This is a genomic window from Allobrachymonas sp. (assembly GCF_041912815.1).
Taxonomy (GTDB): domain Bacteria; phylum Pseudomonadota; class Gammaproteobacteria; order Burkholderiales; family Burkholderiaceae_C; genus Brachymonas.
The window spans coordinates 1-25,118 of record NZ_JAYRLV010000007.1; the positions used below are offsets into that span (position 1 = coordinate 1).

Annotated in this window: 27 protein-coding genes; 18 read left to right on the forward strand and 9 right to left on the reverse strand. The window is 63.2% G+C overall.

Features of this window, described 5'->3' with window-relative positions:
• Window positions 1-158: 158 nt before the first annotated feature.
• Window positions 159-1,361 (reverse strand): RNA-guided endonuclease InsQ/TnpB family protein, encoded by a 1,203-nt coding sequence (locus ACE3P9_RS06955; protein ID WP_374492775.1) that lies wholly within the window; start codon window positions 1,359-1,361, stop codon window positions 159-161.
• 111 nt (window positions 1,362-1,472) lie between these two features.
• Window positions 1,473-1,961 (reverse strand): hypothetical protein, encoded by a 489-nt coding sequence (locus tag ACE3P9_RS06960; RefSeq protein ID WP_374492777.1) that lies wholly within the window; start codon window positions 1,959-1,961, stop codon window positions 1,473-1,475.
• Between the two features lie 210 nt (window positions 1,962-2,171).
• Between ACE3P9_RS06960 and ACE3P9_RS06965 the strand changes: the two genes are divergently transcribed.
• From ACE3P9_RS06965 to ACE3P9_RS07000, 8 genes are all read left to right on the forward strand, one after another.
• Entirely contained in the window at window positions 2,172-2,381 is a 210-nt protein-coding gene (locus tag ACE3P9_RS06965; RefSeq protein WP_374492779.1) for a hypothetical protein, read from the forward strand.
• Window positions 2,378-3,169, forward strand: coding sequence for a hypothetical protein (locus ACE3P9_RS06970; RefSeq protein WP_374492781.1), 792 nt, complete (start codon window positions 2,378-2,380; stop codon window positions 3,167-3,169). The genes ACE3P9_RS06965 and ACE3P9_RS06970 overlap by 4 nt, the downstream gene beginning before the upstream one ends.
• Entirely contained in the window at window positions 3,166-3,576 is a 411-nt protein-coding gene (locus tag ACE3P9_RS06975; RefSeq protein WP_374492783.1) for a hypothetical protein, read from the forward strand. Before ACE3P9_RS06970 ends, ACE3P9_RS06975 begins: the two co-directional genes overlap by 4 nt.
• Complete coding sequence (locus ACE3P9_RS06980; protein WP_374492785.1) at window positions 3,573-3,947, forward strand: dATP/dGTP diphosphohydrolase domain-containing protein; 375 nt, start codon at window positions 3,573-3,575, stop codon at window positions 3,945-3,947. Before ACE3P9_RS06975 ends, ACE3P9_RS06980 begins: the two co-directional genes overlap by 4 nt.
• Window positions 3,944-4,270, forward strand: coding sequence for a hypothetical protein (locus ACE3P9_RS06985; RefSeq protein ID WP_374492786.1), 327 nt, complete (start codon window positions 3,944-3,946; stop codon window positions 4,268-4,270). The genes ACE3P9_RS06980 and ACE3P9_RS06985 overlap by 4 nt, the downstream gene beginning before the upstream one ends.
• The gene (locus ACE3P9_RS06990; RefSeq protein WP_374492788.1) at window positions 4,263-4,667 is read left to right on the forward strand and encodes a hypothetical protein; all 405 of its coding nucleotides are present in this window, start codon (window positions 4,263-4,265) and stop codon (window positions 4,665-4,667) included. The genes ACE3P9_RS06985 and ACE3P9_RS06990 overlap by 8 nt, the downstream gene beginning before the upstream one ends.
• Window positions 4,668-4,767: 100 nt before the next feature.
• Window positions 4,768-5,262, forward strand: a complete 495-nt coding sequence (locus tag ACE3P9_RS06995) for a hypothetical protein (RefSeq protein ID WP_374492791.1) — start codon at window positions 4,768-4,770, stop codon at window positions 5,260-5,262.
• 2 nt (window positions 5,263-5,264) lie between these two features.
• The gene (locus ACE3P9_RS07000) at window positions 5,265-5,513 is read left to right on the forward strand and encodes a hypothetical protein (RefSeq protein WP_374492792.1); all 249 of its coding nucleotides are present in this window, start codon (window positions 5,265-5,267) and stop codon (window positions 5,511-5,513) included.
• 222 nt (window positions 5,514-5,735) lie between these two features.
• Here the strand turns inward: ACE3P9_RS07000 and phaR are convergent, their stop codons facing one another.
• Window positions 5,736-6,290: a polyhydroxyalkanoate synthesis repressor PhaR gene (phaR, locus tag ACE3P9_RS07005; protein WP_374492793.1), complete on the reverse strand. Its 555-nt coding sequence runs from the start codon at window positions 6,288-6,290 to the stop codon at window positions 5,736-5,738.
• A gap of 108 nt (window positions 6,291-6,398) precedes the next feature.
• Between phaR and ACE3P9_RS07010 the strand changes: the two genes are divergently transcribed.
• The 3 genes from ACE3P9_RS07010 to ntrC all read left to right on the forward strand — a co-directional run bounded on the left by ACE3P9_RS07010 (window position 6,399) and on the right by ntrC (window position 9,933).
• Entirely contained in the window at window positions 6,399-6,926 is a 528-nt protein-coding gene (locus ACE3P9_RS07010; RefSeq protein WP_374492795.1) for a HugZ family protein, read from the forward strand.
• A 261-nt stretch (window positions 6,927-7,187) separates the two neighbouring features.
• The gene (gene glnL / locus ACE3P9_RS07015) at window positions 7,188-8,213 is read left to right on the forward strand and encodes a nitrogen regulation protein NR(II) (RefSeq protein WP_374492980.1); all 1,026 of its coding nucleotides are present in this window, start codon (window positions 7,188-7,190) and stop codon (window positions 8,211-8,213) included.
• A gap of 79 nt (window positions 8,214-8,292) precedes the next feature.
• Window positions 8,293-9,933, forward strand: a complete 1,641-nt coding sequence (gene ntrC, locus ACE3P9_RS07020) for a nitrogen regulation protein NR(I) (RefSeq protein WP_374492797.1) — start codon at window positions 8,293-8,295, stop codon at window positions 9,931-9,933.
• 97 nt (window positions 9,934-10,030) lie between these two features.
• Here ntrC and ACE3P9_RS07025 read toward each other — a convergent pair whose 3' ends face one another.
• The 4 genes from ACE3P9_RS07025 to ACE3P9_RS07040 form a co-directional block, all read right to left on the reverse strand.
• Window positions 10,031-10,576: a hypothetical protein gene (locus ACE3P9_RS07025; RefSeq protein ID WP_374492800.1), complete on the reverse strand. Its 546-nt coding sequence runs from the start codon at window positions 10,574-10,576 to the stop codon at window positions 10,031-10,033.
• Window positions 10,577-10,754: 178 nt separating this feature from the next.
• On the reverse strand, window positions 10,755-12,170 hold the full coding sequence (glnA, locus tag ACE3P9_RS07030) for a type I glutamate--ammonia ligase (protein WP_374492801.1): 1,416 nt from the start codon (window positions 12,168-12,170) through the stop codon (window positions 10,755-10,757).
• Window positions 12,171-12,502: 332 nt separating this feature from the next.
• The gene (locus ACE3P9_RS07035) at window positions 12,503-13,303 is read right to left on the reverse strand and encodes a competence/damage-inducible protein A (protein WP_374492982.1); all 801 of its coding nucleotides are present in this window, start codon (window positions 13,301-13,303) and stop codon (window positions 12,503-12,505) included.
• Window positions 13,304-13,456: 153 nt separating this feature from the next.
• Window positions 13,457-14,362: an EI24 domain-containing protein gene (locus ACE3P9_RS07040; RefSeq protein ID WP_374492803.1), complete on the reverse strand. Its 906-nt coding sequence runs from the start codon at window positions 14,360-14,362 to the stop codon at window positions 13,457-13,459.
• Between the two features lie 475 nt (window positions 14,363-14,837).
• On the opposite strand from ACE3P9_RS07040, the gene asd reads away from it, so the two are divergent.
• Both asd and ACE3P9_RS07050 read left to right on the forward strand, forming a co-directional pair.
• Window positions 14,838-15,974 carry an aspartate-semialdehyde dehydrogenase gene (gene asd, locus ACE3P9_RS07045; RefSeq protein ID WP_374492805.1) on the forward strand — a complete coding sequence of 379 codons (1,137 nt, stop codon included), beginning with the start codon at window positions 14,838-14,840 and terminating at the stop codon, window positions 15,972-15,974.
• Window positions 15,975-16,344: 370 nt separating this feature from the next.
• On the forward strand, window positions 16,345-18,936 hold the full coding sequence (locus tag ACE3P9_RS07050; protein ID WP_374492807.1) for a FimV/HubP family polar landmark protein: 2,592 nt from the start codon (window positions 16,345-16,347) through the stop codon (window positions 18,934-18,936).
• 216 nt (window positions 18,937-19,152) lie between these two features.
• On the opposite strand, the gene ACE3P9_RS07055 is transcribed toward ACE3P9_RS07050, so the two are convergent.
• Window positions 19,153-19,734, reverse strand: a complete 582-nt coding sequence (locus tag ACE3P9_RS07055) for a superoxide dismutase (RefSeq protein ID WP_374492808.1) — start codon at window positions 19,732-19,734, stop codon at window positions 19,153-19,155.
• A 235-nt stretch (window positions 19,735-19,969) separates the two neighbouring features.
• The gene (gene xseA, locus ACE3P9_RS07060) at window positions 19,970-21,451 is read right to left on the reverse strand and encodes an exodeoxyribonuclease VII large subunit (RefSeq protein ID WP_374492810.1); all 1,482 of its coding nucleotides are present in this window, start codon (window positions 21,449-21,451) and stop codon (window positions 19,970-19,972) included.
• Between the two features lie 344 nt (window positions 21,452-21,795).
• Here xseA and ACE3P9_RS07065 point away from each other — a divergent pair, with 344 nt between their 5' ends.
• The 5 genes from ACE3P9_RS07065 (at window position 21,796) to kdsB (ending at window position 25,074) form a co-directional block, all read left to right on the forward strand.
• Window positions 21,796-22,416 (forward strand): MotA/TolQ/ExbB proton channel family protein, encoded by a 621-nt coding sequence (locus tag ACE3P9_RS07065; RefSeq protein ID WP_374492811.1) that lies wholly within the window; start codon window positions 21,796-21,798, stop codon window positions 22,414-22,416.
• A gap of 16 nt (window positions 22,417-22,432) precedes the next feature.
• Window positions 22,433-22,846: an ExbD/TolR family protein gene (locus ACE3P9_RS07070; RefSeq protein ID WP_374492812.1), complete on the forward strand. Its 414-nt coding sequence runs from the start codon at window positions 22,433-22,435 to the stop codon at window positions 22,844-22,846.
• Window positions 22,847-22,938: 92 nt separating this feature from the next.
• Window positions 22,939-23,946: a tetraacyldisaccharide 4'-kinase gene (gene lpxK, locus ACE3P9_RS07075; RefSeq protein ID WP_374492813.1), complete on the forward strand. Its 1,008-nt coding sequence runs from the start codon at window positions 22,939-22,941 to the stop codon at window positions 23,944-23,946.
• Window positions 23,947-24,019: 73 nt separating this feature from the next.
• Complete coding sequence (locus ACE3P9_RS07080) at window positions 24,020-24,235, forward strand: Trm112 family protein (RefSeq protein WP_374492814.1); 216 nt, start codon at window positions 24,020-24,022, stop codon at window positions 24,233-24,235.
• The gene (gene kdsB / locus ACE3P9_RS07085; RefSeq protein WP_374492816.1) at window positions 24,232-25,074 is read left to right on the forward strand and encodes a 3-deoxy-manno-octulosonate cytidylyltransferase; all 843 of its coding nucleotides are present in this window, start codon (window positions 24,232-24,234) and stop codon (window positions 25,072-25,074) included. Before ACE3P9_RS07080 ends, kdsB begins: the two co-directional genes overlap by 4 nt.
• The last annotated feature ends 44 nt before the right edge of the window (window positions 25,075-25,118 follow it).

Consider the following 25,118-nt stretch of genomic DNA (forward strand, 5'->3'; position numbering starts at 1 on the left):
CAAGTCGGGGCCAGGCGGGCTATGACGATCGTTGGTGGGGCCCACCATCACGCACTGGCGCGGGTGCGCGACAAGTCGGGGCCAGGCGGGCTATGACGATAGCCACACTTCCCGTTCCGTCGCAGCCGGACCGTTCCGTCAGACCTATGCAAACCTGCTCATTGCTGAGCAAATCCGCCGCTGACTTCCTGCTTCGTCGAAGCCGGTTTCACTCGGGTCTTGCGACCCGAGCCAGCGCCTTCCTCTCCACAGGCTGCAACCGTGGAACTCACGGCCATGTTCCTTAGGTTCGCCGCCGCGTTCACGTCGCGGTCGTGGACCACACCGCACGCCGAGCACGTCCACCAGCGCACCGCCAGCGGCAGATCGGCGAGCTTGTACCCGCACGCCGAGCACGTCTTGCTGCTGGCGTAGAAGCGATCCGCCACCACGACCTGACCACCGCGCATCGCGGCCTTGTACTCCAACTGCCGCCGGAACTCGAAGAAGCCCATGTCGGCGATGGAGCGTGCCAGATGCCGGTTCCTCATCATGCCGCGCACGTTCAGGTCCTCGATGCCGATGGTGTGGAACCTGCGCGTGAGGTCCGTGGTGAGCTTGTGCAGGGCGTCCGAGCGGATCGCGGCGATGCTCGCGTGCAGCATCGCCAGTTTGGCCTTGGCCTTGTGGCGGTTAGCCGATCCCTTCTGCTTGCGGCTCAGGCTGCGCGAGAGCCTGCGCAAGCGGTCCAGCAGCGCCTTGTGGGGCTTCGGACCTGGGATCGTTTCTCCCGTCGAGAGCGTCGCCAATGCCGACACGCCCAGATCGACACCCACCTCGCCTTGGTTTTCGGCTTTCGGCAGGTGCGAACTATTGGGCGTGTCTACGGTGATGCTGACGAACCAGCGGTCGGCCACACGGGAGACCGTGGCTGACATGATCTTGCCAGCGAAGCGCAACGTCTCGCGCATGCGCACCCAGCCCAGATTGGGGATGCGAATGCGGGAACCGTCGATGTCGAACTGGTCGTTGGTGAGCGTGAAGCGGTCGTGCACGCCCTTCTTGCGGAATCGCGGATACCGGGCGCGGCCCGCAAAGAAGTTCTGGAACGCCTGCCCCAACTGGATGATCGCCATCTGCGGCGCGTTCTTCGTGACTTCGAGCATCCACGGAAACTGCTCGCGCTTGACGGCGTTCAGTTGCCGCCGCAGCGCCGCCTGCGAGGGCTTGGGCAAAGCGTTGTCGGCCTTCCACGCCTCATATTGCCGCTGCCACTCGGACAACGCCCAGTTGTAGGCGAAGCGCGCCGTGCCCGCCGCGCGCGCAAAGTACGTGGCCTGCGCGTTGTTCGGGTCGAGCGCGATGCGGTGAGCGATCAGCATGCCGCATTCTCCACGGCGGCCCGCACACCGTCAAGCAGCTTCTGGTTCTTGCGCGAGCGGCTGCCGTACAGCCGGACCCTACCCCGGAGCGGCGCAGCCCACAAGAGCCGTTTAACCGGCCACCGCCACAGCCCAGGCCGCAATAAACACCAACGGGCTTGCCACCAGCATGCCCCTGCAACGATCTAGCCAGCAGGCCACGGCCCGGTTGCGGGCGGTGTTGTGCTCAATACGGCGCTGCAAACCCTCCAGCTCGGCAGCACGCAAATCGTCCACCTCGTAGGCCGGTTTGTACAGATTCTTGGGTTCGTTGGCCCCGATCTGCAAATCGCGGCTCATGATGCACTTGCCCAGCAGCAGGCCCGCCACCACTGCCACCCACGCCGTCACCACCAGCAAGCCCCAGCCGGCCGGCTGTAGCGCGCCCGCCCCCAAAAGTCGCACCGCATAACCCACCCCGCCAGACAAGGCCGCCATGGCCAGTGTCAGCGTGGCGTGCGCCTCTTTTGCCAAAGCCTCTGTCACCTGCATGCGCACCCGCATGTTTTCGTGCCCCTGCTGTTCAGCCCAGTCCAGCATGCGGCGGCTGTTCTCATCCATGACCACTCCTTGTTTCCCATCGGCACAGTTGCATATTGATACATAAATAATTACCACTAGGTACGTCTTCAGGTAATTACCTTCGGGTATAGTACCACTCATGCCAACAAGCTGCAAAGCAGTAAGGCTAGTCAGGGCGGCAACCTGCTGGACAACGCCGCCGTGGCCCTGACTGGCTTTTCGCAGCAATAACCAGGAGCAATTATGGCAATGCAAGTCCAACGCACCAGGCGCTACCGCTGCGCCCTCATTCCGGCAGACATGCCGGCCGACCAGGTAGAAATCGCGGCCAGCGCAGGCCGCCTGCCGACGATCCAGTTCCGCGCACCGCACGCCGACTACGCCCGCGCCACGGCAGCTGCCGTCACCGGCAAACGCGTGTACGAGGTGCAGCAGCTGCAGGAAGGCGGTGTGGCATGAGCGCGAAAACCTCCCTCGTCCTGCGCGTATGCCGTCCTGATGGCTCCAGCCACGGCGGATTCCAGTGGCCGATGACAGTCGGGGCGGAAGTGGTAGCCCCTGATTGGAAAGCGAACACTGAATGCGGCAATGGCCTGCACGGATGGCTGTACGGCCATGGTGAACACGACTGTGTCTCGCACTGGGAACACGAACACGCTAACTGGCTGGTGTTGGAAGTTGAATCTGCCGGCATCCAGATGCTCGTCGGCAAGTGCAAATTTGAACGCTGCGTCCTCCGTTTCGTCGGAGACAAGGCGGAAGCTGCAGCCTACCTGATCAAACATGAGCCGCAAGCTGCCAGTGTTGCGGTGATCGGCGCAAGCCTGCAGGTAGGGGATGGCGCAGCCGCAGCAGTCGGAGCGCTTGGCACGGCCACGGCTGGCTACAAGGGCACGGCCACGGCTGGCGACTCGGGCACGGCCACGGCTGGCAACTCGGGCACGGCCACGGCTGGCTACAAGGGCACGGCCACGGCTGGCGACTTGGGCACGGCCACGGCTGGCGACAAGGGCACGGCCACGGCTGGCTACAAGGGCACGGCCACGGCTGGCGACTTGGGCACGGCCACGGCTGGCAACTCGGGCACGGCCACGGCTGGCGAAACCGGAGAGCTTCGCATCCGTTACTGGGATTACAAAGCAGAGCGCTACCGCACCGCCATCGCATACGTCGGCGAAGACGGCATCGAGGCTGGTACAGCCTACCGACTGGACGACAACCATAAGTTCGTGGAGGTGCAGCCATGACCGCCCCCAAAGACCTCGACCGCGACCGCGCCAATGCGGTCTATGACGCCGACCTGCTCCCCCTAAACCTCCCTACGAGGGAACAGGATGGCGCTGCCAATCAGTGGCCCGGCATCATCGCCATCATCGGCGCGATTGTCATCGCCTGCATCCTGATATGCGCAGTGAGTGGATGCACAGACGCTACCGGCGCCCAGCAAGAGGCGGAAGACACGGCCATGGACGTCCAGGACGCCGAGACCGCAGCCATGCAAGCCCACCTCGATGCCAAGTGCGGCCACCTGACCGGGCGCGCCGGAATGCAATGCGCGCTGGCCGAGCTGCAGCGTATCCAGCCGGACCGCTGGACTGCCGAGGATGTGCGCCATGGCAATCAGGCTGCTGAGCTGGTGGGGAGCACTGAATGAGCACTGAGACAGATCCGCATGGCCGCAATCCGCACCAGCCCGGTGCCAAGCTTGACGCTGGGAAGAACCGCCTGGGACTGGTGATGCAGGGCTTCCCTCGCGCGCTGCAGGCCGTTGGCCATGTCGCAACCTACGGCGCCGAGAAGTACACGCCAGATGGCTGGAAATCCGTACCAAACGGCATCGAGCGCTACACAGATGCCATGTATCGCCACCTGTTGGCCGAGGCCACGGGTGAACTGCAGGACCAGGACACCCGCCTGCTGCACGCGGCGCACGCGGCTTGGAACGCCCTCGCCCGCCTGGAGCTGCTGCTCGTGCAGCAGCACTGGACACGCACCTATTCACCTCAACAGGAGAAGCAGCCATGAGCGACCAGCCCATCCACATCATCGGGCGCGTGATTGCACCGCCAGAAGTTCGTATCGCCATCGAGCCGGGGACGCTGCGCAGCATCCCGGTCCTGCGTCTCAAGCTGAACGTGGAGGGACAGGACAAGCCTGTGCATGTCGAGCAAGAATTCTGCTTTGCCGACGCACAGGGCGCCGAGGCTGCAGCGCGCAGATATGCCACGGGCTCTCTGCTCAAGATCGATGTCGACATGCAGCAACTGCAGCTCACGTTCCGCCAGGTGCAGCACATCCATTTTCTGGAACGCCCTGCATCCACCGCATCGGAGCTGCAGCATGGTTAATTACCGCACCGACTACGCCATCGCTCGTGAAGACGTATTGGTCAGGGTGCGCCGAGGAGCTACAACACCGCGCCAGATGGCCAGTGGCCTGCCACACAGCGAGAAGCTGATCCGCCATGTCCTGCAGCAACTGGTCGAGGAAAACAAGGTTGTGCTGATCGGTCGAGGCCAATATGCGCTGACATCCGACCCAAAAGAGGGCGCACGTGCCGGCAGGCGCTTTGTCGCTCCCGACTACAGCCCCATCGGCAAGCAATTCAATCTGGTCCGCACCGGCGACATGAGCACTCCACCCATGCGCCCGGGTGCAATGGACTATGCCGCCATTCCTAGCCGCCGTGGCAACAAGCTGTATTACCGCGATGGCCGCATTGAGACTATCGGAGCCACAGCATGACCGACATCATTGGCCCGGAAGTACTTAACGTGATGTTCCACATCCACTCAAAAATTGTGCACGCCGGGTACCACGTGTCCGAACTGGAAGAGGTGACAGCATGAAAACCAAGCACCGCAAAGCAGCCAGGCATAAGCACGAGCGCCGCAATATCGACCACACTGACGCGCTCGGCTGGATCATGCGTCGCACCCAGCCACTGACACAAGACGAAGTTCTGCGCGAAATGGCGCCGATTTATGACGCCATGTCAGCAGTCGACGCCGGCCATCCCTCCGATGATGACAAAGCCCGGCTGTTGGCACTCGGCTGCGCAGTACGGGCACGCGGGCTGGCCATCGACCCGGACAACGGCGCGATCTTAGGCGAGCGCGTAGCTGATGCGTGTGTCAAAGCATACCGTCGCGAGCATCAAGGCGCCCGGTTTGGATTCAACGGCGAGGAGCGTAGCCAGGTCCTGAACGCGATTGAGCTGTGGGACCAGATGCTGGAGCACAGCCAGCCACATGAAATACAGCGTGCCGGGCGAGAGGGAGCGGAGTACGCGGCCATCGTCTGTGCGGGAATGAAGAAATGGATGAAAGCGGAGCACTGATCATGATCGGAGAACAACGCACTGGCGCCATCGATGGCGTCCGCATCCAGGCCGTCGCCCACGAAGGCCTAAGCGTCACCGTCAACGGCAAGCCGGCCGAGTTGGCGATCATCGTGGACGGCAAGGTGATTGCTGCCGGAGCGGCAGTGGCACGCGAGGCCGAAGCAGTGGCGGTCAACTGCCACCGCAATTTTCTCAAGGGCCAGGGGCATCTGCGCGTGCTATCCGAGCCAATCAAGCGCGCCGCCTGACCTACTCCACACAGAGGGAAGCCACCTGACCAGGTGGCTTTTTTATTCCCATTTTATATATACATAGCCTAGCTCACGGGCAGCCCAGGCTCACAAAACCGATCTTGGGGGTAGAAGATACGTACGGTGCAGTCATGGGGCGCTATTGTCGCAGCTTGCAGCCCGGCACGCATCTGCCCAGCTGCACCCCCTTGTGGTGCCCGCGCCGCAGCCCCTGCCCGGTCAGCGCTTGGGCTGGAAGGCCGCCAGCCACTGCTGCAGGCTCTTCTGGTATTGCCGCTGCATCTGGTCCTGCATCTGCTGCATGCCCTGCATGGGCATGTGCATCATCTTCTGCCATGCATCGCGCCCCCCGAACCCGGGCGCCATCTCCATCATCTTCTTCTGCATGTCGGCAAAAGCCTGGATATTGCTCTCCAGACTGGCTCCGAAGAATCCCTGCATGGTGTGTCCATAGAACCGGATCAGATTGGCAAGCACTGTCTCGCTGAACAGCGGACTGCCCCCAGCCTCCTCCTCCAGAATGATCTGCAGCAGAATGCTGCGGGTGAGGTCATCCTGCGTCTTGGCGTCACGCACCACAAAGGGGATCCCCGCCATCACCAGCGCCTTGATCTCGGCGAGCGTCACGTAGCTGGAGGTCTCGGTGTCGTACATCCGGCGGTTCGGGTACTTCTTGATGATCCGGAGGTGTCCTTCGTCCACGCTCTTGGGCTGATCGGCTTCTGCCTGTTCGGGCAGAGAGGTGGAGGGGGTCTTGCTGGAGGTGGTCGCCATATACTTCTCGTGGATCGTGCGGTGCCCGGAAATGAGGGGGTGTCTCCCTCGCTGTGTGTGCCGATTATGCCCTGATCCCCTTCTGCCCTCCTCTTCCTGCTCCTGACCATGCGCTCTCGCCAAGAAGCTCTCACACCCGTCGATGATCGGGCCCTGTCCCTGGCTGCCTCCCTGTTCGCTCATGCCCATCAGGGCGCCCTCGCCTTTCTGTCTCCTTCCAACGGCTGGCCCCAGGTGAGCCGGGTGGCCGTGGGCCGGGATGCCGAGGGCATTCCCCTCATCCTGATCTCCGGCCTGTCCGCGCATTTCGCCGCACTGTCGCATGACCCGCGCTGCTGCCTGCTTCTGGGAGAATCCGGCGGCGGGGACCCTCTGGCGCACCCCCGCATCAGCGTCGACTGCCGTGCCGTGCGCATCCCGGATGTGGACAAGCCCATCCACCGCGACGCCTTCGTGGCCTGGCAGCCCAAGGCAGCCCTCTATGTCGACTTTGCCGACTTCGCCTTCTGGCGCCTGATGCCCGAATCCGCGAGCCTCAACGGCGGCTTCGGCAAGGCGCACGCCCTTGACGCCAGTACCCTGCAGGGCATCCTGCGCACAGCCCTCGCGCTCGCCTCCGCTCCGCCCCAGTCCTGAGGAGCAAGAAGACCCGTGGGGACAACGACACATGCCCCACGGATCGGGCAGGATATGCTGTTACAAGCTGTATCAATCCCGGGGTTCTGCATTACCATCCCGTCCATGAACAGATCGAGCCCCCCTGGTCGCCGGGAGACGCGTCCTCCCCATTCCGAAATCCTGCCCCGTCATCCGTCCCCGCAACTGCGTCCTCCGGGCGCTCCCGTGGTCACCGTTCCCACCGATCCGGTCCTCGAAGCACGCTACGCCCCTTTCGACATGCTGGCCACCCTCGTATCGGTGGTCAATCCGGAAGGTGCCGTGCTGTTCGCCAACGCGGCTCTCGAAGACGCACTGGGCCACTCCCGCCACACCCTGCTGGGCACCACTCTGGCCAGCTTCTTTGCCCGCCCCGGCGTACTCCTGCAGGCCATCCGGGGGGCCAGCAGCAACGACTACGCCGCCCTGCGCTACGAAGCCCGGCTCATGCGCCAGGGGCAGGACCCCCTCCCCGTGCACGTCGTGGTCGCCCAGACCGACGATCCGGATCAGGTCATCGTCGAACTCCTCCCGCTCGAAGCCCAGGTCCGTCATGACAGGGAAGACCGCATGGTCACCCAGTCCATGGCCAACAAGACCCTGGTACGCAGCCTGGCCCACGAAATCAAGAACCCCCTGGGGGGCCTGCGGGGTGCAGCCCAGCTCCTCGAAATGGATCTGCCCGATCCGGCCCTCAAGGAATACACCCAGGTCATCATCCGCGAAGCCGATCGCCTGCAGGCCCTGGTGGACCGCCTGCTCGCACCACATCGGAGCGCCCCCACTCTGGGAGAAGTCAACATCCACGAAGTCTGCGAACGGGTGCGCGCACTCATCGTCGCCGAATTTCCGCATGGCCTCACCGTGGTGCGCGACTACGACACCTCGATCCCCGAATTCCGCGGAGACCGGGAACATCTCATCCAGGCCGTGCTCAACATCGCCCACAACGCCGCACAGGCCCTGGGGGAACGCATTGCGCGCGGTGATGCACGCATCACCCTGCGCACGCGGGTAGCCCGACAGGTTACCTTGGGTAAACAGCGCCATAAATTGGCACTGGAATTGCTTGTCATCGACAACGGACCAGGCATTCCGGCTGACATTGTTGAACAGATCTTCTTCCCTCTCGTCACCGGTCGCGCCAACGGAACCGGTCTGGGCCTGACGCTCGCACAAACCTACGTGCAGCAGCATCACGGCCTGATCGAATGCGAAAGCGAGCCTGGCCAGACCATATTCCGGGTGCTGATTCCCCTGCTCTAGTCCTGGAGCCGCCAGGGCATCGCACCGATGTGCACCATAATTGTGCAAAATGCCACAGGATTGCGAGGCCAAGGTGACAATGAAATCAATCTGGATCGTGGATGACGACGAGTCCATCCGCTTCGTGCTGCAGAAGGCGCTGGCACGCGACCAGCTTCCCGTGACGAGCTTCTCGTGCCCCAGCCAGGTGCTGGCCGCACTCGACAAGCCCGCCCAGTATGGCCAGCCCCTGGTGCTGGTCAGCGACATCCGCATGCCGGATCCGGAGGGCCTCTCGGGACTGGACCTGCTCAACCGCGTGCAGGAGCGCCTGCCCGCACTGCCCGTCATCGTGATGACGGCGTTTTCCGACCTTGACAGCGCCGTATCGGCCTTTCAGGGCGGTGCCTTCGAATACCTGCCCAAACCCTTCGATGTGCCCAAGGCCGTCGAGCTCATTCGCCGTGCCGCCCAGGAAAGCCAGCGCGAGGAATTCACCGAAGAGGCCGACGAAAACGTCATGCCCCAGGAAATCCTGGGACAGGCCCCTGCCATGCAGGATGTGTTCCGCGCCATCGGCCGCCTCAGCCAGAGCCATGTGACGGTGCTGGTCACCGGTGCGAGCGGCACGGGCAAGGAGCTGGTGGCCCGTGCCCTGCACCGCCATTCCCCCCGCGCCAAGGGGCCCTTCGTGGCCATCAACACGGCCGCCATTCCCAAGGACCTGCTCGAAAGCGAACTTTTCGGCCACGAGCGAGGCTCCTTCACTGGCGCACAGGCCCAGCGCCGTGGACGCTTCGAACAGGCCGAAGGCGGCACCCTCTTCCTCGACGAAATCGGCGACATGCCCTTCGAGCTGCAGACACGCCTGCTGCGTGTGCTCAGCGATGGGCACTTCTACCGTGTCGGTGGCCACAGCGCCATCAAGGCCAACGTCCGCATCATCGCCGCCACGCACCAGAATCTGGAAGACCGCGTGCGCCTGGGCGAATTCCGCGAGGATCTCTTCCACCGCCTCAACGTGATCCGTCTGCGTTTGCCGGCCCTGCATGAACGCCGGGAAGATGTCCCCATTTTGGTGCGTCATTTTCTCCAAACCAGTGCCCAGCAGCTGGGCGTCGAACCCAAGCGGCTCAGCGACGAGGCCATGCAGCGCCTCTCCGCCTTCAGCTTTCCGGGCAATGTGCGCCAGCTCGAAAACATCTGCCACTGGCTGACCGTCATGTCCCCGTCACAGATCGTCGAGGTCAAGGATCTCCCTCCCGAAGTCCTTACCGAATCGGCCACTGCAGGCGCCCCGGCCCCCTCGGCAGCCTCCGATGCCGCACTGTCCTTCAACACGGCCCCCGCTGCCCTGCGCTCTTCGCTGCCCCCCGAAGGCACGGACACAACTGCATCAGGCAGTCCGTCGGTCTCAGGCGGTACGGTGATCCCCGTCTCCGCTCCGGTGACCGAGCCCATGTCGCTGCCACAAGGCTGGCCCACCACCGATGGACATGCCCTGATGGACCTCACCCAAACCCTGGCGACAGACTGGAAGCAGGGCCTGGCCCATGCAGCCCAGCTGCTGCTCGAGCAGGGACGAAACGACATCTGGGAAGCGCTCATCGGCGAATGCGAACGCACCCTCATCCGCACGGCCCTGCATTCGACGCACCAGCGCCGCATCGAGGCCGCTCACCGGCTGGGCATCGGGCGCAACACCATCACGCGCAAGATTCAGGAACTCGGGCTGGAATAACAAAAACCGCGCAGCCAGGGCAAAAGCCTGCAGCGCGGTTGCGTCCTGCAAAGGGAGCATGGCAGGAAGGCGAAGTCTCTCCCTGCGTCACGCGGTCTTACCCGCCCGCACGTCCCAGTTCGCGGCGCAGCCCTGCCAGATCGCTCTCGGCACGCTGGATGCTGGCACGCAGGCCCGCCACACGTTCCAGGTACTTCTGGTAGTTGTGCGTTTCAGAGCCCATGCGCTCAGGCTCGCCGTTGTTGTATTCCCGGCGCAGATCGGCCAGCTTCTGGGTCGTGCGCTGCCACTCGGCCTGCAGAATGGCGCGAGCCCCTGCCTCGCGGGTACGCTGGGTCGTATCCTCGATGCGCCGTGGCGTGGGGGTGTTGCTCAGAGGAGCAGGACGGCTCTGCGCACGCATGCGCGGACTCGCCACTGCAGGCACCACGGATGCACTGCCCCCCGTCACCCCATGAATCGTTCCACCCCGCACCACGGTCACATTGCCGCCACGCAGGGCTACACATCCCCCCTGACGGATGCGCTCGGCACTGTTGGTGTATTCGTTGCCACACCGATAGATACGGCTCTGTGCCTGGGCAGGCAGCACGGCTCCCACGCCCAGCACTCCCAACGACAAGAGCAATCCCAGTTTCTTCATGCTTGACTCTCTCGACTTCCGTCAATGACCAGATGGACAACGCACACCACCCATCGACTGACCAGTGGTGACATGAGTATCTGACAGTTACAAAGAAAAACCAAGAGACACTGTCCAGGTTTTACATTTCGGGCAACAAAAAAGCGGCTTGCGCCGCTTTTTTGCGAATACCACCGGCTTACAGCGAGTAGTACATTTCGAACTCAACCGGGTGCGGCTGAATGCGCAGCTTGTTCACTTCGCTCATCTTGAGCTCGATGTAGGCGTCGAGCATGCTGTCGGTGAAGACGCCGCCCTTGGTCAGGAATGCACGGTCCTTGTCCAGCTCTTCGAGGGCCTGATCCAGGCTGTGGCACACGGTCGGCACCAGCTTGTCCTCTTCGGGCGGCAGATGGTACAGATCCTTGGTGGCAGCCTCTCCGGGATGGATCTTGTTTTCCACGCCATCCAGACCGGCCATCAGCAGGGCAGCAAAGCCCAGGTAGGGGTTCATCATCGGGTCGGGGAAACGGGCTTCGACGCGACGTGCCTTGTCGCTCATCACGTGCGGGATGCGGATGGAGGCAGAGCGGTTGCGGCTGGAGTAAGCCAGCTTCACGGGAGCCTCGAAGTGCGGCACCAGACGCTTGTAGCTGTTGGTGGAGGGGTTGGTGATGGCGTTCAGGGCGCGTGCGTGCTTGATGATGCCGCCGATGTAGTAGATGGCGAAATCGGACAGGCCTGCATAGCCGTTGCCTGCGAACAGGTTCTTGCCATCCTTCCAGACGGACTGGTGCACGTGCATGCCGCTGCCGTTGTCACCTGCATAGGGCTTGGGCATGAAGGTTGCGGTCTTGCCATAGGCGTTGGCCACGTTCCACACCACATACTTCTGGAGCTGGGTCCAGTCGGCGCGCTGCACCAGCGTGCTGAACTTGGTACCGATCTCGTTCTGGCCTGCGCCCGCCACTTCATGGTGGAACACTTCGACCGGAATGCCCAGGGATTCGAGGATCATGACCATCTCGGCGCGCATGTCCTGCGTGCTGTCGACGGGGGGAACGGGGAAGTAGCCGCCCTTGATGGTGGGACGGTGGCCCTTGTTGCCGCCGTCGAAGTCGCGGCCGCTGTTCCAGGGAGCCTCGTATTCGTCGATTTCGTACATGGTGCGGCCCATTTCGGTACTGAAGCGCACGCCATCGAAGATGAAGAATTCGGGTTCAGGTCCGAAGTAGGCGGCATCGCCCAGGCCGGAAGCCTTGAGGTACGCTTCAGCGCGCTTGGCGATGGAGCGGGGATCGCGGTCATAGGCCTTGCCGTCGCCCGGTTCGAGCACGTCGCAGGTCAGCACCAGCGTCGTTTCCTCGAAGAAGGGATCGACCACCGCAGTTTCTGCATCGGGCATGAGCAGCATGTCGGATGCTTCGATGCCCTTCCAGCCTGCGACGGAGGAACCGTCGAACGCGTGGCCTTCGGAGAACTTGCCCTCGTCAAAGGCGGAGATGGGCACGGTCACGTGCTGCTCCTTGCCACGGGTGTCGGTGAAGCGGAAGTCGACAAACTTGACCTCGTTCTCCTTCACCATGCTCATCACTTCAGCGACGGTTTTTGCCATCTGGAATCTCCTCAAGAGGGTTACACAATTATTCAGAAAACCAACTTCATGGCGGCCTGCGGCGCAACGGGCATGCACAAAACGTGCCAACGTACCATGAGACAGGAATGTACACAGGATGCTCCGTGCACTCCGATACCCCGCCGGGGACTCGAAGGGGAACCGCCTTTACGGTCATTTCGTCCACCTGCTATTGTGCCTTGTGTTGCGGTTTTTTCCTGCCTCCGGGTTGACCGGCCGCAAAAAAACGGAAGGGTTCGCCCACGCGATTCCCTCTGAATACAGCAACCGGAAGGCACCACAAAAAGGCATTTGCACCAAACAGGTGCAAATCATCGGCGCAATTCGGGGCCCAGATCACATCCCATGGCGCCAAGGCTGCGCACCATGTCCTCAAAGGCCGCATCCACCGCCTGCTGATCCCCTCCCTTGACCCCCAGATCGATGTGCGGGCCATATACGGGGTGATCCACGCTCGGCAGACTGAAGACCTTGATGCCGGGATAGGCGGCCTCCAGCCGCTCCATCAGGGGAGTCAGGGCCGCCTCGTAGGCCTTGCGCACGATGATGGAACGTTCCACCCAATGGCGCCTTTCGAACCAGCGTGCATAGAACGTGTCGAGCACCCATTCCATCATGGGCCACGCCATGACCGGGAAACCCGGCATGAAGTGCACATGTCCGACCGAAAACCCGGCAATGCGGTTGTAGGGATTGGGAATGATGCTGGCCCCCTCTGGGAACATGGCCATCTGGAGACGCTGGAGATTGTCGGCACGCTCTTCGTCGAAAGGTTCGCCCTTTTCGCTGGCCACGTCGCGCATGCGCGCCAGGATCTGCGCCCGGGCAGCCGGGTGCATGGCGAGCGGAACGCCCAGTGCTTCTGCCGCAGCCTGCCGCGTGTGGTCATCCGGGGTGGCGCCAATGCCCCCACAGCTGAACACCACATCGCCACTGGCAAATGACCGCCGCAGCTGATCGGCGATGCGTGCACGGTCGTCCCCGATCATGTGCACATAGGACAGTGCCAGGCCCCGCGCGCCCAGCAGCTCGATGGCCTTGGGCACATGCTTGTCGGCACGCCGGCCCGACAGCAGCTCGTCCCCCAGGACCAGCAGCCCGAAAGTGGGCATCGAGGCATGGGGAGCAGGCGGAACCACTCCCTCTGGCAAGGAGCCGGTCTGAAGGGATTCAGTCGATATTGCGGATGCAGGTGAATTCATGTTTTCTCCCGATGAAAGTTCCCGTTTGGCAGAGGGCGGCAGGCATTCCACAGCCCTGCCTGGTCAAAGACGCGACACGAGGCCCCTGCCTTGCGGGGGCTCTCCCTCTCCCATGGTACGCGCCGACACATCGATGACGTCCATTGCGGCGGTTCTGGCTGCCTGCTCGGCATCGGCAGCAAGACGCATCTGCTGCAGCACCGCCAGGCAGTAATGGGCAAACCACAGGGAGGAAAAGGCAAAGACCAGCGCATAGATCCACACGGCCACCGGCACCAGCAGCACAAAGGCTACGGCAAAGAATGCCACCGAACTCCACACGACCCCGGGCGCTGCCCCCAGCAGTCCGACAATGATGCCCATGACCAGCAATTCCACGTGATGGCTGCGCATGAGGGCCCGCCGCTCCTCGCGGGAAGCAAAATCTGCCAGGGTGTCGTAGGCCATGACGCGATAGGTGAGCCAGCCCCAGATGAGCGGCGGCACGATCAGCACCAGGGGGGGCACGAACCACAGGGGAATGCTCAGTCCCAACGCCACCAGCGCCAGCGCGGTATGCCCCAGAGACCATCCGACACTGCCGAAGAAGGAGCCTCCGTGGCGCTGCTCCAGAAGCGGGAAACGCCGCTCGGCCACCATGCGCGTCAGAGGGGGAGTCATGAAAAAGGCGATGGCCAGCAGGGAGACCAGCACCAGCAGCGGCGTGATGGCGAAGATCACCGTCAGCACCGGCACCACCGCCTTGAGCTGCGGCATGTGCAGCCACTCCACCGCACGGTCGATCACCGTCTGCACCGCCGTACCCTCCAGGGCCTGGCGCACGGCATCGACCGCCGGCATCCATCCCCACTGCGCAAAAGCCAGTGCCACAGCGATGAGCAGCACGAGGGGCAGCAGGGACAGCACAATCACGCGGGGGTGCAGACAGTACGCCACCGCCCGCCAGAAAGCATCGAGCAAAATCTTCATGGCTGCACAGTGTAGGGGAATGCTCCGCCACCTGCCGGGTCGGCCGCATCCGACAGTGCGGAAGCACTGGCGCCTGAACTTCCACAGTGTGCACAGGCATGCCAATGGGGCAAGGATTCGCGCCCACGCAACAATCCTGCAGCCGCTGCACGCCGCCCGGCATTGCAACTGCCTATAATCAAGGCATGATCCGCATGCAATATTCCATTCACACGCTGCAGCCCTCGCCGGTTGCAGGTGCAAGTGCATTTGCATCGATCTGCATCACCAAAACGACAACCATCAAGGGCTGATCCAGTCCAGGTTCGTCGTGCGCCACTTTCCCCGGCCCAGACGAGCCGGGCACAGGTTCCTTTTTCCCATCCGATGATCGTTCTGGCGCTGCCTGAAAAGGTTTGCTTTTCGTGCGCCCGGATCCTGCCTCGTCTTTCCGGGCCCTCACTTTTAGGTCATCACTGAGAAAGGCGTGTACGCAATGAAAGTTGGCAATCTGGTCGGCCTCGTAGGCTGGCGTGGCATGGTGGGTTCGGTTCTGATGGACCGCATGAAGGAAGAAAAGGACTTCGATCTGATCGAACCGGTTTTCTTCTCCACTTCCAATGCGGGCGGCGCTGCGCCCGACATGGCCAAGAACGAAAAAACCCTGCAGGACGCCTACGATCTGGAAGCGCTCCGCAGATGCGACGTGATTCTTTCCTGCCAGGGCGGCGACTACACCACGGAGATTTTCTCCAAGCTTCGCGCCGCAGGCTGGAAGGGGCACTGGATCGATGCAGCCAGCACCCTGCGCATGAAGGACGATGCCGTGATCGTGCTCGATCCCGTGAACATGCCCGTCATCAAGAAGGCACTGGCCGAAGGGGGCAACAACTGGATCGGCGGCAACTGCACCGTGAGCTGCATGCTCATGGGTGTAGGGGCCCTCTACAAGGCCGGACTGGTCGAATGGATGAGCACCCAGACCTACCAGGCAGCCAGCGGAGGTGGCGCCCAGCACATGCGCGAGCTGCTCACGCAGTTCGGCACCCTGCATGGCGAAGTCCAGTCCCTGCTGCAGGATCCCAAGAGCGCCATTCTGGAAATCGACCGCATGGTCATCGCCAAGCAGCGTGCGCTGACTGCCGCAGAAACTGCCAATTTCCTCGTGCCGCTCGGCGGCAGCCTGATTCCGTGGATCGACAAGGACCTGGGCGACGGCTACTCCCGCGAGGAATGGAAGGGCATGGCCGAAACCAACAAGATCATGGGACTGGGCGAAGGCTTCGGAACAGCCCCCATTCCCGTGGACGGGTACTGCGTGCGTGTGGGCGCCATGCGCTGCCACAGCCAGGCGCTGACCTTCAAGCTCAAGAAGGACGTGCCTGTGGCAGACATCGAGGCGCTGATCGCTGCCGACAATCCGTGGGCAAAGGTCGTGCCCAACAACAAGGAAGACACGCTCCGTGATCTCACTCCCGTGGCTGTGACCGGCACCATGACCATTCCGGTCGGACGCATTCGCAAGCTCGCCATGGGGCCGGAATATGTCGGCGCCTTCACGATCGGTGACCAGCTGCTCTGGGGCGCGGCCGAACCGCTGCGCCGCATGCTGCGCATCCTGCTGGAAGACTGATCTCCTCCCTGCGTGTTCCCCCTCCATCCACCGGAACGGGAGCCAGGTACAGGGCACCGGACCGAGTGAACTTTGTCCCCTGAAGCCTTCATCGACTCGCTGTCGATGAAGGCTTTTTGCATGGGTGCATGGCAACCGCATATTTGTCCTACACTACCCCGACGGATCGTCCTGACAGCAGAAACAGGCCAGCCTGCACGCAGGAGGGAGCGGATATCCCTTTCGTCGTAGCCTATCTGCAACGAAACGTTTCATTTTACAAATCACTCGGTGACAATAGGCTGATCCGGCACTGAAGGTTGGCAGTGCAGGTCGGTTGCGATGCCGGCTCCCACTTCAAGACCTCGTTCACCCTGTCTCACACACGCCCATGAACCATTGCACCACGCACTTTTCCCCCGCCGATGCAGGCGATGCATCCGTGCGCAGCCCTCTGTCACGCATTGCCGTGGCGGCTGCCCTCGTCATGGCCGGAATCAGCACCAACAGCTACGCCCTGGGGTTCGGAAAGCTGCATGTGCAATCCGCACTGGGCCAGCCCCTGCACGCTGAAGTGGAAATCCTGGATGCCCGCCCCGGCGAACTGCGCGCCGGGCTGGCACCTGCAGCCAACTATTCCAAGCGTGGACTGGATTACAACCCCATAGTCAGCAGCATCCGTTCGAGCGTACAGCGCATCAATGGCCGCACGGTGCTGCGCCTGACCAGCGACAGACCCCTGAGCGATCCGTTCCTGGACGTGGTCCTGCAGGCCAACGACGGCTCTGGACAGGTGGTTCGCGACTACTCCATTTTGCTGGATCCTCCCAGCCGTGCCCACCGCGCTGCCCCCGCCGTGACAGCCGCAGAGGTCTCCGCCCCCCGGCACCGTGCAGCTCCCCCTCGGGCTGCAGAGATCGCTCCTCGCCCTGCCACAGCCCGTCACGCCGCGGCACGGCCTGCCGCCCCTGCCGGCAAGGCCTCTCGTCATGCCTCGCATGGTGCCAAAGTGGTTCGTGTACGCCCTGGCGACACAGCCGGCAGCCTGGCAGCCATGCGCAAGCCCGCCAATGTGTCGCTCGATCAGATGCTGGTGGCCATGCTGCGCGCCAACCCCCACGCCTTCATCGACGGCAACGTCAACCGCCTGAAATCGGGTGCCGTGATCCAGATGCCCTCGGCATCGCAGGCCACTTCCACAGCCGCGCCCCAGGCCAGCCGTGAAATCGCCGCGCAGAGTGCCGACTTCCGCAGCTATCGCCACAAGCTCGCCGAAACCACCACCACTCAGGCTACGACCAACGCACGCCAGAGTGGCGGAGCAGTGCAGGCACAGGTGCAGGACACCCAGTCCGCACATGCTGCCGCACCGGATGCCCTGACCCTGTCCAAGGGAGCGCTCAAGGGCAAGAACAAGACCGAGGAGCGGATTGCCAAGGCTGCCCAGGAAAAAGCCAACAACTCCCGCACCAACGAGCTCAACAAGAACCTGGACGATCTGAAAAAGCTCAGTGCAGCCGCTGGCGCAGCGTCCTCCACAGGAGGCCAGGCTGCTTCTGCCCCCAAGGCAGGTGCGCTGGTCGCCACCACGCCCGCAGCCCTGCAGGCCGCCAGCGGCGCGGCCAGTGCAGCCAGCAGCGCAGCCTCCACAGCATCCGCAGCCAAGGCGCCGCTCAAGACAGCCTCTGCTCCCCTCAAGAAGAAGCACATCACGCCTGCTCCCGCTCCCGTGAAGGAAGAACCGGGATTCTTCTCCAGTCTCCTCGACAACCCCCTGCTGCTCGCAGGCGGTGCCGGTGTGCTGGCCTTGGTGGGGGGACTGATCGCCTTCCGGGCCCGTCAGCGCAAGAAAGAGGCGGAAACCCAGGAAAGCTCCTTCCTCGAAAGCAACTTCGCTCCCGACTCCTTCTTCCACGCCTCGGGGGGCAAGGATGTGGACACCTCCGACTCCGGCGTGCAGACCGACATCAACCAGTCCTCGATGCTGTATTCGCCCAGTCAGCTCGATGCCGAGGCCGATGTCGATCCCATTTCCGAAGCCGATGTGTACATGGCTTACGGGCGTGACCTGCAGGCCGAAGAAATCCTCAAGGATGCGCTGGTCAAGTATCCGGGCCGGGTGGCCATTCTGGCCAAGCTGCTCGAAATCTACCATCGTCGCCGCGACGCCAAGGCGTATGCACAGACCGCCCAGACACTCAAGAACCTGACCCAGGCCGCAGGCCCGGACTGGGATCTGGCACGCAAGAACGGTCTCGCGCTGGAACCTGGCAACCCCCTGTATACCGATGCATCGGCACCGGCAGCCAGCAGCACCCCGGCTTCCGATTCGGGAGCCGTGCTCAGCTCGACCGAACTTCCCGAAAGTGTGCCTGCATCGCTGCTTCCCGGACAGGCTGCCGCAGTGTCCTCCGCTCCGCCGAAGGCCCCGGTCAAGCCGTATGTCGATACCCTGCCTCCGGATACCCAGCCGGCACCTACCGATGTACCGGCTCAGACCACCGGTCTCACTCTCGACTTCAACGAACTCGATGCCAGCCATGCGGCTGCCTCGCTGACTCCCGCTAGCGTGGTGCTGCCCACAGAAGCACCGGCAGTCGCACCAACGCCCATGGACATGCCAGTGGCAGTCCCTGTGGCAGTCCCTGTGGCCACCCAGCAGCCCACCGCACCGGCAGCGAGCATCCCACCCACCGCCAGTGACGCTGCTGACAGCGAACAGCCGCTGGACTTCGATTGGAAGGGACTGTCCCTCGATCTGGACCATGCCCCCGAAATCCAGAAGAACGGTGTCGCGCCCGAACCTGCGGCTGCCCCGGAAGCCGAAGCCATGCATGCACTCACGACCAAGCTGGCCCTGGCGCGCGAATTCCTGGCCATTGGCGACAAGGATGGAGCACGCGCCATGGCACAGGAAGTGGCAGATCATGCCACCGGCGAGCTGCAGGCCGAAGCCCGCAAGTTCGTGCAGGAAATCGCCTGACGCACCATCTGCAGAAGGCGCGGGAGGGAGTAGCGCTCCTCCCTTCTGTTCTCTCTGTCTGCCGGCGGCTTCTCCGGCCCCCACGCCTTCCCTTGTCGGAAGGCGTTTTTCATGCAGGCGTCGATACCGGCTCTGCCACCTGTCCGTGTGCGAAAAAAAGCGGGCATGCTGTGCGCATGCCCGCTTTGTCGATGACTGACCTGGTCTATCGGTCCATCAGGCGAAGTTCTGCTCTGCAAAGGCCCAGTTGACCAGTTTGCCGAAATAGGCTTCCAGGAACTTGGGACGGGCATTGCGGTAGTCGATGTAGTAGGCATGTTCCCACACATCGGCCGTCAGCAGGGCCTTGTCACCCGTAGTGAGCGGAGTAGCGGCATTGCTGGTGTTGACGATGTCCAGCGAACCATCGACCTTCTTGACCAGCCACGTCCAGCCAGAACCGAAGTTGCCGACGGCGGACTTGGTAAAGGCTTCCTTGAAGGCATCCAGGCTGCCCCACTTGGCATTGATGGCATCCGCCAGAGCGCCGGCAGGAGCTGCACCCCCGTTGGGCGTCAGGCAGTTCCAGAAAAAGGAGTGGTTCCAGTGCTGCGCTGCATTGTTGAACAGCGCGCCGGACGACTTTCTGACGATGTCTTCGAGGGCCATGCTCTCGAACTCGGTGCCTTTCTGCAGCTCGTTGAGCTTGTCGACGTAGGCCTTGTGGTGCTTGCCATAGTGGTATTCCATGGTTTCCTTGGAATAGGCAGGTGCGAGCGCATCCAGTGCATACGGCAGTTCGGGAAGCTTGTGTTCCATGATTGGGCTCCTTGTGGGGATGAATGAGTGGGTGGAAATGCACAGGCCCCGCGTCACCTGCCGCATTTCATGCGAGCTCTGCGCATGGTCTGCCATCACTCCCGGCACGCCATGCGCGGCTCGACCGAATCATTGTCGCATAGGGAAAGTGCAACGCTGTCCCGAGGGGTTCTTGTCCCTGTTGCAAGACGTAGTTCTGCCCCAGCTGGACCCGCAGGGTGACAGGCACTGCGCTTCATTCCCCCTCCTCTCCCTGCAGCGGGATCTGCACCGGCAGGGGTGTCAGCAGGACTTCGCCGTCGCTGATTCTGGCGTGTACCTGCTGCTGCAGCCGAAAATCCCGACGATGCGACAACAGATGCCCCTGGTCGTCCTGCAGCAGTGCATAGCCTCGCTGCAGCAGGGCCTGCGGGTTCATGAGCCGCAGGCCGGTTTCGAGCGTCGTGAGCGAGGCAACCTGTGCTTCCAGCGCAGTGTGCACGCTGTCGTGAAGCCGCCGCTCCAGCTCCCGAAGATGCGAGACAGCCATCGCATGCTGCAGATGCAGCACGCGCTGCATGCGCGTCTGCCACAGGGACAGCTGCATCCGTTGCTCGCGCGTGATGCGTTGCTGCCGCACAGCCTGCTCCAGGCGCTGCCGCCATGCCTCCCAGCGGGGCCGGTGCACGCCCAGCCATCGGGGCAGCACATGCTGCATGCGCCCCTCGATCTGTTGCAGACGCTGGGATTGCGTCCTGAACCGTCCGCATGCACGTTCCAGTGTCCAGCCCAGCCGATCCAGGCGCTGCGCCTCGTTCTGCAGTCGGCGTTCCACCCATTGCCCCAGTCGCTGCCCTTCCAGAGTGACCTGATGCAGGATGTCCTCCCGGGGAAGCGCCGCAAGCTCTGCAGCGGCCGTAGGCGTAGGAGCTCGCAGATCGGCGCAGAAATCGGCAATCGTGAAATCGGTTTCATGGCCCACGCCCGTGATCAGGGGCACGGGGCTGTGAATGATGGCTTCTGCCACCCCCTCATCGTTGAAGGCCCAGAGGTCTTCGAGAGACCCCCCTCCTCGCACCAGCACGATGGTGTCGATGGGCGCAATGCCTGCGGGAGCGGTCCCCTGTCGCTGACGCTCCACCAAACGGTACAGGGTCTGCAATGCACGCACCAGATCGGCAGGAGCCCCCTGCCCCTGCACCAGCGCGGGTACGAGCACCACGGGCACATGCGGCGCGCGCCGGGCCCATGTCGACGCCACATCCCGCAAGGCGGCAGCGCCCAGGGAGGTGACGAGTCCGATTCCACGGGGATAGGGGGTGGCGACACGCTTGCGCGCGGCATCGAACCATCCCAATGCCTGCAAGGCAGCCTTGCGGCGCAGAAAATCCTCGTACAGAGCCCCCTGCCCGGCACGCCGCATGCTTTCGACGATGAGCTGCAGCTCGCCACGCGCCTCGTACACGGCCAGACGCCCGCGCACCTCCACCTGCTGGCCTTCCTGCGGCTGCCAGTCGAGCAGGCTGGCAGCCCGGCGGAACATGGCACAGCGCAACTGGCCAGCGGCATCCTTGAGGCTGAAGTACCAATGCCCGCTCGCGGCACGGCTCACCCCGGCGAGTTCACCCTGCACCGTCACCGATCCAAAGCGTGCCTCCAAGGCGTCGGCAATGGCATGACACAGTGCACCGACCTGCCAGATCCTGCGCGCCGGAATTCTCTCCAGAGAGTCAGACATGCTGCGCCCCCCTGGAAAAAAAGCAGCCCGCATGCCTGCCAGAAACCGTGCCGAAAGCCAGCAAACTCGTAGCAACTATTTGTTTTTGTTGATATTTTTTGCTGCACATTTTGTAATCAAAGTAACTTTTCCGCCATCATCCGTTGGGCAAAACAGGTTTTCACCCCGTTGTCCACACAGTTATCCACATTTTGCGTGGACAACTTGCCGCACCGATCGCCTCTGGAGGTCGTGGCAGCTGGGTGATAATCAACGCTGGTTCCGAACTGTCGGCACACGCCACGCACCGCTGCAAGCGCAGGGGTCGCGTCGTGTCCCGATGTCCTCTTTCCTAGGAGATCTCTGTGCTTTCGATCATACAGGCCGCTGGTTGGCCGATATGGCCCCTGGTGATTTGCTCGATCCTCGGCGTCGCCCTCATCATTGAACGGTTCATCAGTCTGCAGCGCGCCCGGATCGCCCCCAAGAACCTGCTCGACGAGGCCCTGACGGCGACCCGAGAGAAGCTCCCGGCCCCCGACACCCTGCAGCATCTCGAAGACAGCTCTCTCTACGGACAGGTGCTGGCCACCGGCATCCGTGCCATCAATGCGGACCCCAACCTGAACGAATCCGATCTGCGCAGCGCCATGGAAGGTGCTGGCCGTCGTGCCGCGCACAGCATGGAGCGCTTTCTCCCGGCGCTGGCGACGATTGCCTCGGCGGCTCCGCTGATGGGGCTATTCGGCACAGTGGTCGGCATGATCGAAATCTTCGGTTCCCAGAATGCTGCGGGGGGCAATCCCACCCAGCTGGCCCATGGCATTTCGGTCGCTCTCTACAACACGGCATTTGGCCTGATGGTGGCCATCCCCACCCTGATCTTCTGGCGCTATTTCCGGGCCCGGGTCGATGACTATCTGCTGGGCATGGAGCTGGGCTCTGAACGCTTCGTGCGCCATCTGACCCAGTTCCTCAAGAAGTAAGCCCCGGGGCACTCCCATGAAATTCCGAACCCGTCCCCGCGAAGAGCCCGAGATCAATCTCATCCCGTTCATCGACGTGCTGCTGGTGATCCTGATCTTCCTGATGCTCACGACCACCTACAGCAAGTTCAACGAACTGCAGCTGCAGCTGCCGGTGGCCAGCGCAGATGCCACGCGCGAGCATCCCAAGGAAATCATCGTGTCGGTGGCGGCCGACGGCCAGTATGCCGTCAACCAGAGCGTCCTGGATGACCGCTCTCCTGCCGCCCTGACGCAGGCGTTGCAGCAGCTGCAGGCGTCGCCCGACAGCACGCTCATCATCAGCGCGGATGCCCACTCCACCCATCAGGCAGTCATCACCGTGATGGAAGTGGCCCGCAGCCTCGGGCTGACACGCGTCACCTTTGCCACCCAGAAGGCGGCGCAGTAGCCGCGCCCCACGCGGGATCCATGGCCATGAGCCTGCCGTTTCTCCCGTGGTGGCACCGTGTCCTTCCTGCACTCTGGCAGGGACATGGTGCCATGGTGCGTCTGCTCACCCCCCTGTCTCGTCTGTATGGAATGGCCGAGCGCAGGGCGCGTGCCCATGCACTGGCACATCCCGAGACTCCGCGCCTCCCCGTTCCCGTGCTGGTCATCGGCAATGTGGTTGCAGGAGGAGCAGGCAAGACCCCCACCACGATCGCGGTGGCACAGTACTTTCACTCCCTGGGGGTGCCCGTGGGCATCGTCTCGCGCGGCTATGGCCGCAGCCCCAAGGCTCCCGAGATGGTGGTGGTTCATGCAGACAGCGACGCCATGACGGCAGGCGATGAGCCGGTGCTGATCCATCTGCGCACCGGCGCTCCCGTGGTGGTCTGTGCCAACCGGACCCAGGCAGGGCATACCCTGCTCAGGCTCCACCCCCAGGTGCGGCTCATCCTGTGTGACGACGGGCTGCAGCACCACGCACTGCAGCGTGACGGGGAAATCTGCGTGATGGACGAGCGCGGCATCGGCAATGGGCTCCTGCTGCCGGCAGGTCCCCTGCGCGAGCCCTGGCCCCGGCGTGTGGACATGGTGCTGTACACCGCTCCCCCGACCACGCCCGTGCCGGTCGTACCGGGACAGGCCGTCTACCACTCCAGGCGCACGCTCCATGCCCAGGCCATGCGGGCCAATGGCACTACCTGCCCACTGGCGCACTGGCGCGACAGCGGGCAACCCGTGATCGCCGTCGCGGGCATTGCCCAGCCTGAGCGCTTCTTTTCCATGCTGGAACAGCAGGGGCTCTCGATGGCCCAGCGCCACGCATTGCCGGATCACGTCGGCCAGGATGCCCTGGCCTCCCTGGCACGGCAATGGATGTCCACCTCCCTGCCGGTGCTCTGCACCGAAAAGGATGCCGTCAAGCTCTGGGATGTCGATCCGTCAGCCTGGGCCGTCCCCCTGGTGCTGGAGCCTGAAAAGGCCTTTTTCGCAGCCCTCAATGCCTGGTGGCTCTCTCATGCGGCCCATCCGGGACGCGCCGCTGCGCCCAGCGTGCCGTAGACTGGTCAAAGAGGCCTCCCCGAGGCATCGGTACAATGGTCGGATTCGTCATTCACACATTGGATCACCTGCCATGGATCCCCAATTGCTCGCGCTGCTGGTCTGCCCCGTCACCAAGGGGCCGCTGCGTTATCGTCCCGAATCGCAGGAGCTGCTTTCCCTGAGTGCCCGGCTGGCTTACCCGGTGCGGGACGGCATTCCCGTCATGCTGGAAGCCGAGGCCCGTCCTCTTGCTGCCGAAGAGGTGGAAGCAGCCCGCGCCGCAGAGGCATCGACACCGGCCGCATGAACACCTCCTCCAGCGGCACGGTCACTCCGGTGACCGGCTATACCATCCTCATTCCCGCACGCATGGCCAGCAGCCGGTTGCCGGGCAAGCCGCTGTCCGACATCGCCGGCAAACCCATGGTGGTGCGGGTAGCCGAGCGCGTATCGGTCGATGCTGGAAATGGCATGCCCATCCCGCGTGTCGTTGTGGCCGGGGATGACCCGCAAATCATTGCAGCGTGCCACGAGCACGGTATCGAAGCCGTACTGACCGCCGTCACCCATGCCAGCGGCAGTGACCGTCTGGCTGAGGCCTGCTCGCTGCTTGGCCTGCCGGATGACGGCATCGTGGTGAACGTGCAGGGAGACGAACCACTCATGGACCCTGCCCTCCCGGCTGCCGTAGCGAGTCTGCTGATGCGCCATGCCGATGCCAGCATGTCCACTGCGGCACATGCCCTGACTTCATGGCAGGAGTTCACCAACCCCAACATTGTGAAAGTGGTCTGCGATGCGCGGGGCATGGCCCTGTATTTCAGCCGCGCCCCGATTCCCTGGTGGCGCGATTGCTATGGGACATCCACCCCCACCGGGGAGGCCCCTCAGCTCTCTTCGGCTCCTGCCCCGCTGCGGCACATCGGCATCTACGGCTACCGGGTGAACTTTCTGAAGTCCTTTGCCCATCTGCCTCCAGCTCCGCTCGAAACCTGCGAGGCGCTGGAGCAGCTGCGAGCACTGTGGCATGGGCATCGCATTGCGGTGCATGTCAGCCATGATGCACCGGGCATCGGAGTCGATACGCCCGAGGATCTGGAAGCCGTCCGCCGCATCTGGCATGGCATGCCGCCTTCACGGGCCTGACCCCTTCCCGCTTCACACGGTCTGGTCTACCCGACTCACTGGAT